General features: G+C 44.5%; 13 protein-coding genes. 7 read left to right on the forward strand and 6 right to left on the reverse strand.

Features of this window, described 5'->3' with window-relative positions; genetic code table 11:
- Nucleotides 1–18 precede the first annotated feature (18 nt).
- The 3 genes from ccsA to ACFSR5_RS14480 all read left to right on the forward strand — a co-directional run bounded on the left by ccsA (nucleotide 19) and on the right by ACFSR5_RS14480 (nucleotide 5,038).
- Complete coding sequence (gene ccsA / locus ACFSR5_RS14470; RefSeq protein WP_380905035.1) at nucleotides 19–2,499, forward strand: cytochrome c biogenesis protein CcsA; 2,481 nt, start codon at nucleotides 19–21, stop codon at nucleotides 2,497–2,499.
- Nucleotides 2,496–3,263, forward strand: a complete 768-nt coding sequence (locus tag ACFSR5_RS14475) for a Rossmann-like and DUF2520 domain-containing protein (RefSeq protein ID WP_380905037.1) — start codon at nucleotides 2,496–2,498, stop codon at nucleotides 3,261–3,263. The genes ccsA and ACFSR5_RS14475 overlap by 4 nt, the downstream gene beginning before the upstream one ends.
- Nucleotides 3,264–3,487: 224 nt before the next feature.
- On the forward strand, nucleotides 3,488–5,038 hold the full coding sequence (locus ACFSR5_RS14480; RefSeq protein ID WP_380905039.1) for an FMN-binding glutamate synthase family protein: 1,551 nt from the start codon (nucleotides 3,488–3,490) through the stop codon (nucleotides 5,036–5,038).
- 126 nt (nucleotides 5,039–5,164) lie between these two features.
- On the opposite strand, the gene ACFSR5_RS14485 is transcribed toward ACFSR5_RS14480, so the two are convergent.
- A complete protein-coding gene (locus tag ACFSR5_RS14485; RefSeq protein WP_380905041.1) occupies nucleotides 5,165–5,605 on the reverse strand; it encodes a MarR family winged helix-turn-helix transcriptional regulator in 441 nt (146 codons plus the stop codon).
- A gap of 102 nt (nucleotides 5,606–5,707) precedes the next feature.
- On the opposite strand from ACFSR5_RS14485, the gene ACFSR5_RS14490 reads away from it, so the two are divergent.
- Complete coding sequence (locus tag ACFSR5_RS14490; protein WP_380905043.1) at nucleotides 5,708–6,091, forward strand: hypothetical protein; 384 nt, start codon at nucleotides 5,708–5,710, stop codon at nucleotides 6,089–6,091.
- A 93-nt stretch (nucleotides 6,092–6,184) separates the two neighbouring features.
- On the opposite strand, the gene ACFSR5_RS14495 is transcribed toward ACFSR5_RS14490, so the two are convergent.
- The gene (locus tag ACFSR5_RS14495) at nucleotides 6,185–6,958 is read right to left on the reverse strand and encodes an amidohydrolase (protein ID WP_380905045.1); all 774 of its coding nucleotides are present in this window, start codon (nucleotides 6,956–6,958) and stop codon (nucleotides 6,185–6,187) included.
- 88 nt (nucleotides 6,959–7,046) lie between these two features.
- Nucleotides 7,047–8,024 carry a polyprenyl synthetase family protein gene (locus ACFSR5_RS14500; RefSeq protein ID WP_380905047.1) on the reverse strand — a complete coding sequence of 326 codons (978 nt, stop codon included), beginning with the start codon at nucleotides 8,022–8,024 and terminating at the stop codon, nucleotides 7,047–7,049.
- Between the two features lie 107 nt (nucleotides 8,025–8,131).
- Here ACFSR5_RS14500 and ACFSR5_RS14505 point away from each other — a divergent pair, with 107 nt between their 5' ends.
- Both ACFSR5_RS14505 and ACFSR5_RS14510 read left to right on the forward strand, forming a co-directional pair.
- Nucleotides 8,132–9,292 carry a glycosyltransferase family 4 protein gene (locus tag ACFSR5_RS14505; RefSeq protein ID WP_380905049.1) on the forward strand — a complete coding sequence of 387 codons (1,161 nt, stop codon included), beginning with the start codon at nucleotides 8,132–8,134 and terminating at the stop codon, nucleotides 9,290–9,292.
- Nucleotides 9,293–9,366: 74 nt separating this feature from the next.
- The gene (locus ACFSR5_RS14510; protein WP_449325437.1) at nucleotides 9,367–9,696 is read left to right on the forward strand and encodes a metal-sulfur cluster assembly factor; all 330 of its coding nucleotides are present in this window, start codon (nucleotides 9,367–9,369) and stop codon (nucleotides 9,694–9,696) included.
- A gap of 42 nt (nucleotides 9,697–9,738) precedes the next feature.
- On the opposite strand, the gene ACFSR5_RS14515 is transcribed toward ACFSR5_RS14510, so the two are convergent.
- Together ACFSR5_RS14515 and ACFSR5_RS14520 are read right to left on the reverse strand one after the other, a co-directional pair.
- Nucleotides 9,739–10,986: a cation:proton antiporter gene (locus ACFSR5_RS14515; RefSeq protein WP_380905051.1), complete on the reverse strand. Its 1,248-nt coding sequence runs from the start codon at nucleotides 10,984–10,986 to the stop codon at nucleotides 9,739–9,741.
- 4 nt (nucleotides 10,987–10,990) lie between these two features.
- A complete protein-coding gene (locus ACFSR5_RS14520) occupies nucleotides 10,991–11,470 on the reverse strand; it encodes a cation:proton antiporter regulatory subunit (protein WP_380905053.1) in 480 nt (159 codons plus the stop codon).
- A 246-nt stretch (nucleotides 11,471–11,716) separates the two neighbouring features.
- Between ACFSR5_RS14520 and ACFSR5_RS14525 the strand changes: the two genes are divergently transcribed.
- On the forward strand, nucleotides 11,717–12,286 hold the full coding sequence (locus tag ACFSR5_RS14525; protein ID WP_380905055.1) for a YceI family protein: 570 nt from the start codon (nucleotides 11,717–11,719) through the stop codon (nucleotides 12,284–12,286).
- A 187-nt stretch (nucleotides 12,287–12,473) separates the two neighbouring features.
- Here ACFSR5_RS14525 and ACFSR5_RS14530 read toward each other — a convergent pair whose 3' ends face one another.
- Nucleotides 12,474–13,256: an MBL fold metallo-hydrolase gene (locus ACFSR5_RS14530; protein WP_380905057.1), complete on the reverse strand. Its 783-nt coding sequence runs from the start codon at nucleotides 13,254–13,256 to the stop codon at nucleotides 12,474–12,476.
- Nucleotides 13,257–13,263: the final 7 nt, after the last annotated feature.

Below are 13,263 nucleotides of genomic sequence, written 5' to 3' on the forward strand. Positions count from 1 at the left end.
TAGATTTTTAATTCATATATGGACGTTAATTACGTTGGAGAAACGCTGCTACCGGGCAAGCTGGGTCAGTTTTTTGTGATTCTTTCTTTCGGAGCGGCATTATTATCTTTTATCAGTTATTTCTTTGCGACAAGAGAGCCGGAAACCACGTCATGGAAAAAACTCGCGCGCGTTGGCTTTTGGTTAAATGCATTATCTGTTGTTTCCATAGGGTCGCTCCTATTTTATATTATTTATAACCATCTTTTTGAATATCATTACGCGTGGGCTCATTCATCCCGATCGCTTCCCACCCACTTTATTATTTCATCATTTTGGGAAGGGCAAGAGGGAAGTTTTTGGTTATGGATGTTTTGGCAGGTATTATTAGGTGTTATTCTCCTCTTCAAAGCTAAAAGTTGGGAATCACCGGTCATGACATTTGTTATGCTGAGTCAAACCTTCTTAGCATCCATGCTTATTGGCGTCGAGGTATTCGGATCTAGAATAGGCAGCTCACCGTTTATTTTACTGCGGGATGCACTTCAAGCGCCTATTTTTAAAGACCCAAACTATCTTTCAATGATAGCGGACGGTAGTGGATTAAATGCGACGTTACAAAATTATTGGATGGTTATACATCCGCCGACGCTGTTTTTGGGATTTGCCTCGATGGTGGTTCCGTTTGCTTATGCGGCAGCCGGTCTTTGGACAAAACGTTATAAAGAGTGGATCACGCCTGGAATGCCTTGGGCCCTTTTCGCGGTCATGATCTTGGGAGCAGGAATCATTATGGGCTCCTTCTGGGCTTACGAAGCATTGAATTTTGGCGGATTCTGGGCCTGGGATCCGGTCGAAAACGTATCCATTATACCTTGGCTTACACTGATCGCAGCCGTGCATGTTATGTTGGCTTACAAAAACTCTGGACATGGTTTCTTTACGGCGACATTCCTCGCCTTAATAAGCTTCGTATTGGTGATCTACGCTTCGTATTTGACTAGAAGCGGTGTACTCGGGGAAACATCTGTGCACTCATTTACCAGCCTGGGTATGTCGGGACAGCTTATTGTCTTCAACGTCACATTTCTTCTTATCTTAATCGGCATACTGGTTTGGCGCCGTAAGGACATGCCGTCAACGCAACAGGAAGAAGATATATATTCCCGGGAATTTTGGTTATTTATTGGCGGACTTGTACTGACGGTAGCGTGCATCCAAATGATTGCTACTACTTCGATTCCAGTCTTCAATGCGCTATTTGGCACTAAGGTCGCGCCTCCATTAGATCCGATACCGCATTACAATAAATGGCAAGGTGCCTTTGCGGTAGTTGTTATGCTGCTCACCGCGTTCACACAATTCTTAAAGTACAAAAAAACAGCGCCTAACAAATTTTGGGCCGCGACATTAGCATCGTTTATCATAGCTTTAGTTATATCGGCCGCGATCGTATATTTTACGAAAGTATACAGTAATGTGATGTATATGCTACTTACCTTCACCTGTGTATTCTGCTTGTTAGCCAATGCACGAGTATTGGGTGATGCTTTTAAAGGTAAATGGCGCTTGGCTGGTTCGGCTGTCGCGCATATAGGCTTTGCTTTATTGTTGCTAGGTGCTTTGATTGCCGCTGCAACAAATGAAGTAATGTCTATCAACGAAAGTAAATACATTGCTGTTCAAAATTTCGGCAAGGAGGGTGATAAATTTTCTGACCCTGGAGAAAATCTATTTTTGAACGAAGGAGAGCCCGTTCAAATGGGTGAATATCGAGTAACGTATATCGGCGATAGCATTGCACCTCCAAATGTCTATTATAAAATAAAATACGAGCGTATTGATGAAGAGAGCGGAAAAGTAAAAGAATCGTTTGTATTACGGCCATACGCTCAGAACAACCCCGATATGGGAGGTTTGATCGGCACACCCGGAACAAAGCATCATTTGACCCACGATATTTATACATTGATCACTGCTGCCGCCTCGGATTCGCAAGCCAAAGCCGCTAATGTACCCGAGGAAGAAAAGACCGGATACGAAGACTATGACGAACCCGCGACGTATCAGGTCAGTATAGGCGATACGCTACGTTATCGAAATGGTTTCTATGTGATCGAAGGCGTAAATAAAGAAGCGACGTTAAACAATATTCCGAAAGGTCCAGAAGACCTCATTGTCGGGCTGAAAATTAAAGTGGTTGCCGCGGATCAGAAAACCTACGATGTGGAGCCTATTTTCTTAATCAAAGATGGCAACAGTTACGATTTCAATAAAGATGTCGCCGAACAAGGACTACGGTTCCGGTTTACCAACATCTTACCGAAAGAGGACAAGCTCGAAATCATGCTGTATCAGAAACCATTGCCCGAGAAAAAATGGATTGTTTTTAAAGCGATTAAATTCCCGTACATCAATTTCTTCTGGGCAGGGACAATCATTATGACCATTGGTTTTATCATGGCCATTTATCGCCGGCTAAAAGACGCGAGAATATCGAAACAAAAAGCCGTATCATGAATATTGTCATCATCGGAAGCGGAAATGTAGCTACACAGCTGGGCAAAGCGTTCCAGCAGGCTGGGCACACGATCTTACAGGTATACAGCAGAACACAGGCCAACGCAATTGCGTTGGCCTCCCTGTTGCATACGGATCCAGTTCATGACCTACGCCTCCTTAACGAACAGGCTGACCTGTATCTCCTTGCCGTTTCCGATCAAGCTATCGCGGAAGTAGCCACTCAACTTCCACAAAACATCCAAGGGATTGTCGTGCATTCCTCTGGCGCGACAGATATCTCAATCTTGCGCAGGTTCTCCGCATACGGGGTTATTTATCCACCGCAGAGCATCAATAAGCAGATAGAGGTCAGTCTTCAACAAGTACCCTTTGGGATCGAGGGCAACAACAGCGCCGTCGCAAAAAAGCTGTTGCATCTGATCCAAGATATTTCGACCAAACCCTTTTCTTGTACTAGCGAACAGCGGCTGGCTCTTCATACAGCCGCGGTATTTGCCAACAACTTTACCAATGCGCTTTTTGATATCAGCTACCAAATTTTAAAGGATCATGCTTTGCCCTTCGATCTGCTCAAACCGATTATCGCACAAACAGCAGAAAATGTACAGCACCATACTCCCGCTTCTGTGCAAACCGGTCCGGCTAAACGTAAAGACCAACAAACCATGAATAAGCATTTGCAGTTTCTCAGCGAAAAGCCGCGATGGATTAAAATCTATCAACAACTTTCCGAAGAAATAGCAAGTAAAGACGTTCCTTAACTTATATTTTATAAAATAAGCAAATCTTCGCCGAACATCGTTCTTTTTTCGCTTTCAGCCAATAAGTTCCTAATTTTGCACAAATCGTACGATTATGATCATAACACCTTCATAAACATACCGCACTTGTAATGGCTCGCCTTTTGCTAGCTTTGTATCGCTTGTAGGCGAGAAAATAAAACAAATAACAATATCCAAGTATACACAACATTTCAGTTTCAATCATGGCAGTTAGAAAACTAATCCTTGCGACAATAATTATCATCAACTTGATCATTATATCCTTTGGTGTCATTTTTACGCCGCGGTGGTTTTGGTTGCTTCTAGTTCCATTTCCATTGATGATCTTAGCACTGTACAATAGCTTCCAAACAAAGCATGCGATATTGCGTAACTATCCGGTGCTGGGGTATTTTCGTTTCTTTTTTGAGAGTATCCGTCCCGAAATGCGGCAGTATTTTTGGGAATCTGACACGGATGGGCGACCTTTTAACCGGCGGCAGCGTTCCATCGTCTACCAGCGTGCAAAAAACGAACGGGAAACCGTTGCTTTTGGTATGCAAACCGATCCCCAAGCGGTAGGTAACGAATGGGTCGCACATTCCGTGTTTCCGTGTCATATCGAGAACCATGACCTTCGTACTACGGTAGGAAACCACCTGTGTAAACAACCGTATAGCCTCAGTGTATTCAACATATCGGCCATGAGCTACGGCGCCCTAAGCAAGACGGCCATTACGGCCCTAAATAAAGGTGCTGCCCTACAGAATTTTGCACATAATACGGGAGAAGGAGGAATCAGCCCCTATCATATCAGCGGTGGGGATCTTATTTGGCAGATCGGTACTGGATATTTTGGTTGCAGAAACGAAATGGGTATGTTTGATGCGGAATTATTTGCCGAAAAAGCCACCCGCCCATATGTCAAAATGATTGAACTAAAACTTTCCCAAGGAGCTAAGCCTGGCCATGGAGGTATTCTTCCGGCTGCAAAAAACACGCCTGAAGTAGCAGCAATAAGGCACGTGGTACCTGGTACAGACGTAATGTCTCCTCCGGCACATAGTGCATTCCGTTCAGCAGAAGAAATGATGCATTTCATTCAGAAATTACGGGAACTGTCCGCTTATAAACCAGTAGGTTTTAAAATGTGTATCGGTGATAAACAAGAGTTTATCGATATCTGTCATGCCATGTTGACGACTCAAATTTTTCCGGATTTCATTGCCATCGACGGTGCAGAAGGCGGTACGGGAGCTGCTCCCCTGGAATTTACTGATAATATTGGTATGCCGCTATACGACGCTTTAACGTTCGTTACGACGACGTTGATTCAATTCGGCGTAAAAAAACATATTAAACTGATAGTCTCTAGTAAAATTGTAACCGGCTTCGACCTGCTCAAAGTAATCGCCTTGGGCGCTGATGCATGCTATAGTGCACGCGGAATGATGTTTGCACTGGGCTGTATCCAAGCGCTAAAATGTAATGAAGACGTGTGTCCTGTCGGTGTTGCTACACAGCGGCCACAACTGTATAAGGCACTCGACGTACAGGATAAATATGTACGCGTAGCACAATTCCATAGAAATACCTTACGCGCTACCGTGGAAATAATGGAAGCATGTGGCTTCAAAACGTTAGACGATGTGTCTGCCGACAAATTCTTCCGCAAAGTGGACAACATCCGTACCTTGAGTTTTCAAGAAATTTATTTCAAAGACACGGGTAAGCTCGTCAATAGCCACAGCGCTTTTGAACCGCAAGAGCTATAGAATCGCCTCATCCCTCGTGGAAGCAGGTTATGTTCCAACAACATGCCGCCAACAGAAAACAAACAGCTGGATAATCTTCTAAAGGCAAGATTATCCAGCTGTATAACTCTCTCCTATCCGTAAATTTTATTTTAAGTTACTGTACAATACTTCCAACGTATCTTTAGCTCGAACCATTTCGTCATAATTTAGCCCTTCCAATGCCTGACCGATCGTACGCTTTGCCTGTCGCATGCAGGCCTCCCGCAGCTGCCGTCCTTGTTTCGTTAAAAAGATCAGGTTCGACCGTTTGTCTTCTTTATCATTCACACGCATAACAAGTTTCAATTTTTCCAGGTTATTTATCAAACGAGAAACACTCGGTTTATCCCGAAAAGTTAGACAAGCAAGTTCCTGTTGCGTCCTGCCCTCTTCTATCCACAAGTAGTAGAGCAACGACCATTGCTCCGATGTAATACTGATCCCTTCTTCTTTTAGATTGCGTTGCAGACGACGCGCCAAAGCGGCGGTAGCCTTCCCCGTTAAAAACGAAAAAAATTCGTCGGCATATTCAAAATTTGTAGCCATATTGGATAATATTTAGGTTAGTTGTTTATACAAACAAAACAAAAAAGCTTTTATATTGCAAATAAAATTTGATATTTCACGCTTTTTGTTAAATTTACAACTATGGAGAACTTTTTACCGGCCCTGTTGATTATTGGCGGTGTGATTTACAAGATCTATTCTGAATTCCAGAAAGAACAGGAAAAAGCACGCCGTAGACAACCGCATATTCCTGTACCTGTTCCTCCTCCAGCTCCTCAAACCAAAACGGTCGCGGCACCACTCCCGCCGAAACCTGCACCACCCGTTATTGCTAAACGAAAAGAAGAACGTGTAAACGACTATCCCGAAGAGGTGCAACAGATAAGGGAAAAGAGAAAAGCGGAAAAAAAAACAAAAACTGGATCGGTGCAAATCCAACTGGAAGAAACCGAATCGAACGCAACGGTGTTTGATTTAAGGCAGGCTGTTATTCAGTCGGCTATACTCCATCGTCCACACGCCTAGTCCATAAACCTCAAATTACTCCAGCACTAGGCTCCTGAAAGACGACGTCGCTCGAAGGAAAAGTGAGAGCGACCGTGAATCCGCAAAACAACGCTACAACGTGAAATGGTCCGCATCTTTCAAAAACGGGAGATGCTCCCTCGCTTTAACCAGATCGGCAGGATTTAATGTGAATGTATAGAGATCTTCATCTTCTGGCTTGTAGTAAACCACATCACCCATGGGCGAGATACACATCGACCCCCCGGAATAATAAATTTCATTGCCGTCGTAACCGACCCGATTGACGCCAATCACATACGCTTGATTTTCAATAGCACGTGCGGGTATGAGCGCCCGCCAATGTGCAGAACGTTTATCTGGCCAGCTGGCTGTATACACGAGTAGGTCGTAGGCTCCGCCCAAATTGCGCGACCACACTGGGAACCGGAGGTCGTAACAGACCATGGGACACACCTTCCAACCTTTGAGCTCCAACACAATACGTGAATTCCCCGGTGTAAATATTTTATCTTCATTCGCTAATCCGAACAGATGACGCTTGTCGTAATGCACGAAATTTCCATCAGGAGACATCCAAACAAAGCGGTTAAAGAATTGTCCGTTTTCCGCCACAATAAGCGTTCCGGCCACCACACAATCGTAGGCCTTCGCGTGCTCATACATCCAATGCATGGTCGGACCATCCATTGTTTCGGCGACCTTTTCCACGTTCATGGTGAAACCTGTATTGAACATTTCAGGCAACAGAATGAGATCTGTCTTTTCTTTTAATGCAGACAAACGTAGGGATAGATTATTTAAATTCTTCTCGACGTTCTCCCAAAATAAGTATGCCTGAAATATTGTAATTTTTATTGGCTCCATATCTACCATGCCCAATCGCTGAATTGTAATGAATGTTTTGACAAATTACTAAAAAACTAGGATTTAATCAATTTTCGTACCGAAAATACTACTGCGTACGGTTCATCAACGCATCGGCTAGCGCAAAAAGAACCTTCTTTTTTTTGTCTTCAACCGGAATCTCCTGAAGCTTATCGTACGCTATCGTGGTAAATTTTTCCTTTTGATATATAGCTAACGTCTGAATATCATATTTAGCGTACAACGCTTTCATTTTATTCACTTTTTCCGGTTCGTCCTCTACCGTGCTGACAAACAATCGTCCCAATTCGACGCGATCTTCTGCGTTAACCAACTCATCCAATTTGACAAAAAGAATGGTTTTTTTGTTTGATAAGATATCGCCGCCAACTTGTTTGCCAAATGTTTCCGGATTGCCATAGACATCCAGTATATCATCCTGTAATTGGAATGCAATGCCAAGATTAACACCAAAAGAATAGATCAACTCTTGTGCTCGTTCATCTGCCCCGGCAAGGATTGCGCCCATCTGTAAAGCCCCTCCTAAGAGCACAGAGGTTTTCAATCGGATCATTTCGATGTATTCGGTTTCACTCACTCGCGCACGCGATTCAAAATCCATATCATATTGCTGTCCTTCGCAGACTTCTAGCGCGGTTTTGTTGAACACCCGTAATAAAGGGCCAATTTTGTGCGCGGGACACTTTGCCAACTCTTCATACGCTTTGACCAACAGACCGTCGCCCGACAAAATCGCAACACTGTCGTTCCACTTTTGATGAACGGTAGCCTGCCCACGTCGTAATGGGGCGCGGTCCATGATATCGTCGTGAATCAATGAAAAATTATGAAAGTACTCAATGGCAGCACTCGCCGGTAAAGCGGATTCCAATACCTCGCTGTCAAATAGCTCCGCGCCCATCAGCACCAATAACGGACGTATACGCTTGCCGGACAACGACATGATATACCGAATGGGCTCGTACAGATTTGCTGGCGTATGTGGGAAATATGCAGTCGATAAATAGTCTTGAAAGATCTTGGCGTGTACTAATTCTTGGAACATAATATAAAAATGATATGCGAAGATAAGGATAATATGAAGATATCCGAACCGTTTGCAACTACCTGTCTTTACCGCAGAAATCCTATCTTTGTGAAAATTCCTGCTACATGCGCATTTTTGTTATACATAACTTTTACCAACACGCCGGAGGAGAAGATGTAGTCTTTCGTCAGGAGGTCGACGCCCTTTCGAAAGAGCATGAAGTAGCAGTATTCACCATCCAAAATAAAAAGGGAATCAAGGGCATGCTTCAATATATGAGCTACCCTTTCAATAAACGGATGAGCCGCCAAATAACCGAAACTATTGTACAATTCCGTCCGGAGGTAGTCCACATACACAACATGCATTACGCCATGGGGCCCTGGTTCATTCGGGCGATTGTCAAAAGAAATATCCCGATTGTATGCACCTTGCACAATTTTCGATTGCTTTGTCCTTCAGCAAGCCTGTTTTTCAAGGGGAAAATCTTTACAGACAGTCTGCACGAGGATTTCCCATGGAAGGCAATCCGCTTACGCGTCTTAGATCATTCTTTCGTAAAGACTTTCGTAACGGGCTTTACCTATTGGCTACACCGAAAGCTGGGAACATGGCAGGCCGTTGCCCGTTATATCGTCTTGTCTGATTTTGCACGCACGCTCTTTCAGCAATCGACTTTTCCGGTTCATCGGGATAAGTTTGTTGTCCGACCCAATGCACTGTCGGTTATCGAGCATCCGCAAGAACGTTCTCAGCGCTTCCTTTACATCGGGAGGCTTGCGGAAGAAAAGGGTATCTTGCCCCTGTTAGCGGCTTTTGCTGATCTTCCTTTTCATTTGGACATCTACGGTACAGGCCCCCAGCGGCGCCAAGTAGAGGCCATGGTGCATAAGCATCCCAACCTTCATTATCACGGGTTTCAGCCGCAGGATGTGCTAGCCGAAGCCATATGCCAAACGACAGCACTTATTGTCCCTTCCGTGTGTTTCGAAGGCATGCCCATGACAATTATTGAAGCATTTGCCCAAGGCACGCCAGTGCTTGCGAGCAACATTGGCATTTTAGCGGAAATGGTGTTACCTTTGTCTACAGGGATGCGCTTTGACCCCTTTAGTGGGGAAGACATCCGCAAGACAATAGTGGCTTGGGCGCATTTGGATGCAGCGAAAAAAAAGGAAATTGCGATGCAATGTCAACTCAGCTACAGACGGCAGTATACCTTGACCGCAAATATGGATCGACTGCTGACCATTTACCAGCAAGTGATCGCCGAACAACGGGCCTAGCGGTATCGCCTGTGAGGAGCAAAAAAAGGAACTCCCGCCCGATCAGTAACAGAATCCGTAAAACAAAAAGAAAGATGAGTATTATAATCATGGACCGACTGAATCTTGCAAAAGAGATTCAAGCACAACTCGAAACCGTCTACGACCCAGAACTGAAGCCCGCAAATATTGTGGATCTGGGATTGGTGTACGAAATTATTACCAAAGAAGACGGTACGGCAAAAATTGTAATGACATTAACGGCTCCCGGCTGTCCGGTTGCCGGCGAAATCATGAACGAAGTTCAGGAAAAGGTATCGGGTATCGAAGGCATCAAGGATGCGATTGTCGAACTGACTTTCGATCCGCCGTGGACAAAGGATATGATGAGTGAAGAAGCCAAATTGGAACTCGGCTTTTTATAGGCAAAACCCAATGATTAGACAAAAAGAGAGCTGCGCATATTGCTAGGACGACTTTTTAACAGACTGTTCAAGCTGTTCCAACGTCTTTTTGGGCTTATGTGCTGATTGGTCTTTCCCAAATAAAGCATGCCATATATTTCTCGACTCTTTTGTAAGAAGTGGGGATACGATAGACAGGATAAGCACATAGACGACGACAAAAGATTGTATGATCGGCAACAGTCCTCCGGCCTTACCAATGTTCGCCATGATGATGGAAAATTCACCACGGGCGGACAGGGTAAAACCAATATCGAACGAAGCCTTTGGTTTTCGACCGGAGAATCGAGCAGCAAAGTATCCCGAAGCCAAATTGCCAGCGATCGTTACGACAGCTGCTAAAGCCGCCCAACCGACGGCACCGCCTAGGGTATACATGTCGATAGATAGACCGAAACTAAAGAAGAACATCGCTCCAAAAAAATCCCGATACGGCGATATCATCCCCTCAATTTTTTTGATGTATTTAGAGTCAGCAAAAACAAGTCCTGCCATTAGCGCACCAATGGCCTCCGCCACATGAATGGTCTCGGAAAACCCGGCAATGATAAAGAGCAGACTAAAGACAATCAGGATAAAAAGCTCTGACGATTTTTCCTGCAAAAGTCTATCGATAGCTGGAACGAGCTTCCTGCCCAAAACCAAGAATGCTAGGATAAAACCTAGTGCTAAGAAAGACGTGCCGGCTACCGACCAAAACGATGTGCCACCAGTAAGGATAAGACCGGAAAGAAAGGAAATGTGCATCGCGATAAACAGATCATCAAACATGATCATGCCCATGATGACCTCGGTCTCGGGGTTTGCCGTGCGCTTAAGATCGGTCAATACCTTCGCAACAATCGCAGTAGACGAACTGGTCATGACGCCGCATAATACCATTTGCTCTTTAAATGGCAAATCCATTAACCATCCGACCAATAGCCCAGATACAAAATTCAATGCGACATAGATGGATCCTCCCGTAACGATCGCCTTGCCCGATTTCATTAATCGGCCTACCGAAAATTCCAGTCCAAGATAAAAGAGCAAAAACAGAACGCCCAACCGCCCCATAAAATCGATAAAGGGCTTACTCTCTGTAAACGTCAAGTCAATATGCCCAAACTGAGGGGCATGTTGTCCTACCAGCATACCTATGATAATGAAAAAAGGAATGACCGAAAAACGCAGACGGTTCGCCAAAAGACCAACCACTGCCACTAAAAAAACAGCTATACCAACTTCCAATACTAAGGTAGGTGACAACATAGAATCAAATTAGAATTTCTTTTAACAATTTAATATTCGCTTTCTTTCCAGCAACAACCAATGTGGTACCTGGAGCAATCACATACTCGGGACCTGGATTGATGATGGTTTCGTCTTCCCGGATCGCCGCAATGATAGAAGCTCCGGTCCGCTGACGCACCCCTAGCTGTCCGATGCTTTTATTTACACCGTCATTGGCTTCCCCTACTTTATACCATTCGATCCGCAAATCGTCCAATGCAAATTCAATGGTTTCCAAAGCCTTTGGCTTATAGGATAAGCCTCCAATGATTCCTGCGACCTGTCGAGACTCCTCGTCCGAAAGTGTCATGACACAATGGGTTTCACTGTCGTCATCTTCCGAACGATAAAGCTCACGCTTTCCATCGTCGTGGATCACCACCACCATGTTGTCGCCCGCTTCCGTCTCGATTTGGTACTTTTTCCCAATACCAATCAAGTCACTTTCTCTAACTATAGACATAGCAAAAAATTTTAATTGATGTTGTATTTAAACAAATACTGCGTAACACTATAGACAAATTTACTAAAAATATGGCGAAATACCTGAGTATATGCATTGCTTCCTACCGCTCACATAGCTTTGAGTAGATGGCTCTATCTGGAGGAGCAAACAACAAAATAAATGACTCGTCGCATCTGATCTAAATTGCATAGCACGAAAACTTTGTCTAAGTTTGAGTATCTAAAAAATAAATTAAACTAAAAGATGAAAAGAATCCTATTGCTCCTTGCATTTGTCGGTGCATTATCAATGACCTTTGCGCAAAAATCGGCTTACACCATAGATACACAGGGATCTTCGCTAAAATGGGAGGCAAAAAAAGTCATTGGCGGCCATGTCGGCACGATACAGCTCCAAAGTGGTCAAGTTCAAACACAAAATGGTCAGATAACCGGCGGATCGTTTCAAATTGACATGAACTCCCTCGTGTGCACAGACGCACCAAAACTGACCGGACATTTAAAAAATGAGGATTTTTTTGACGTACCGAATCATCCTACGGCTACATTTGTGATTACGAAAGTGGATAACAGTAAGCCGTCTCCTGTCATTACCGGAAATTTGACGATTAAAAACATTACAAAATCGATCTCCTTCCCGGCAAAGGTTATCGCCAGCACAAATGACATGTTTGAAGCGGAAGCAAAAGGCATTAAAGTGAACCGGCTAGACTACGATATCAAGTATCGTTCGGCAAGCTTCTTCTCGGACTTGGGCAACCGGGCGATTGCCGATGATTTTACACTGGATGTGCACTTGAAGGCAAAAAAATAGGTTGTCTCGAACCGGTAGTGCTAGCTCGGAATTTTACAACCTAATCCTGTTTAGGGGCGATCGCGCCGACGTTAAAGAAGAACCTTCAGTGACATCGCTAGCGCGAGCACACAGCTCGTGCCAGCACAAAGGAGAATCGTCAGGTGACACCCCTAGCGCGTGCTTGCAGCTCGCGCTAGGTTCCCGGTTAAATAGAAACATCAATAATTTTAAAGCTGCCGTCTTCTCGCTGCTCTGCCTTCCCTATTGCTATGCTCTTTGAATGATAAAACAGATAGATCCAATCATCCGCGCGTCCCTCCAGCCAATAAGCTTGTCTTAGATCTCGCGCCAAACGGCCATCATAGTCGTATTTTGCGATGAAATTTTTAAAAATCTCTTCAGGTTCCGGCAGAACGTCCCCGCCAAAGAAATAATGCGCTCCGCCTGTACGGATATGAAATGCCTGATGAAACGGCGTATGCGCCCCATTCAGCACGTACGAGATCTGCTCATTAACCGCTCCATCCCCGTCCACGAGCAGCAAATTACCGCTCCGTTGGATCACATCGAAGATCTCGGTTTTGTACGACGAATTCTCTCCGCTGAATGCATATTCCCATTCACCACGTTGCACCACATATTCCGCATTGGGAAAAGCGATCCGCGCTACGCCATCTTTAAAATCAACCATGCCACCGGCATGATCTTTATGCAAATGCGACATCAACACATACTTTACATCTTCGGGTTCGTAACCCTTCCGACGGATATTCTCATGAATTAGTAATTCCCCATTTGCTTCCCGAAAACCTAGTCCCGTATCACATACGATCAAACCGTCGTCAGCAACGACTAGAAACGGATGTACATGGACAAAGATAGAACCTTTACGCGTAAGTGGGTCGTCTTTTTTCGGATCGAAAGGAACAAAAGCTTTAGAAGCATCAACTGAGAATGAGCCCTCATAGAGGGAGAATGCCTGCACCATTTTTTAA

This window comes from Sphingobacterium suaedae (assembly GCF_042684625.1).
GTDB lineage: Bacteria > Bacteroidota > Bacteroidia > Sphingobacteriales > Sphingobacteriaceae > Sphingobacterium > Sphingobacterium suaedae.

Excerpts from the sequence above, each read along its gene's own strand:
- ACFSR5_RS14475 (WP_380905037.1), top strand. The coding sequence starts at position 2,496 with ATGAATATTGTCATCATCGGAAGCGGAAATGTAGCTACACAGCTGGGC.
- ACFSR5_RS14510 (WP_449325437.1), top strand. The coding sequence starts at position 9,367 with ATGAGTATTATAATCATGGACCGACTGAATCTTGCAAAAGAGATTCAA.
- ACFSR5_RS14485 (WP_380905041.1), bottom strand. The coding sequence starts at position 5,605 with ATGGCTACAAATTTTGAATATGCCGACGAATTTTTTTCGTTTTTAACG.
- ACFSR5_RS14490 (WP_380905043.1), top strand. The coding sequence starts at position 5,708 with ATGGAGAACTTTTTACCGGCCCTGTTGATTATTGGCGGTGTGATTTAC.
- ACFSR5_RS14520 (WP_380905053.1), bottom strand. The coding sequence starts at position 11,470 with ATGTCTATAGTTAGAGAAAGTGACTTGATTGGTATTGGGAAAAAGTAC.
- ccsA (WP_380905035.1), top strand. The coding sequence starts at position 19 with ATGGACGTTAATTACGTTGGAGAAACGCTGCTACCGGGCAAGCTGGGT.
- ACFSR5_RS14500 (WP_380905047.1), bottom strand. The coding sequence starts at position 8,024 with ATGTTCCAAGAATTAGTACACGCCAAGATCTTTCAAGACTATTTATCG.
- ACFSR5_RS14505 (WP_380905049.1), top strand. The coding sequence starts at position 8,132 with ATGCGCATTTTTGTTATACATAACTTTTACCAACACGCCGGAGGAGAA.
- ACFSR5_RS14495 (WP_380905045.1), bottom strand. The coding sequence starts at position 6,958 with ATGGAGCCAATAAAAATTACAATATTTCAGGCATACTTATTTTGGGAG.
- ACFSR5_RS14480 (WP_380905039.1), top strand. The coding sequence starts at position 3,488 with ATGGCAGTTAGAAAACTAATCCTTGCGACAATAATTATCATCAACTTG.
- ACFSR5_RS14530 (WP_380905057.1), bottom strand. The coding sequence starts at position 13,256 with ATGGTGCAGGCATTCTCCCTCTATGAGGGCTCATTCTCAGTTGATGCT.
- ACFSR5_RS14515 (WP_380905051.1), bottom strand. The coding sequence starts at position 10,986 with ATGTTGTCACCTACCTTAGTATTGGAAGTTGGTATAGCTGTTTTTTTA.
- ACFSR5_RS14525 (WP_380905055.1), top strand. The coding sequence starts at position 11,717 with ATGAAAAGAATCCTATTGCTCCTTGCATTTGTCGGTGCATTATCAATG.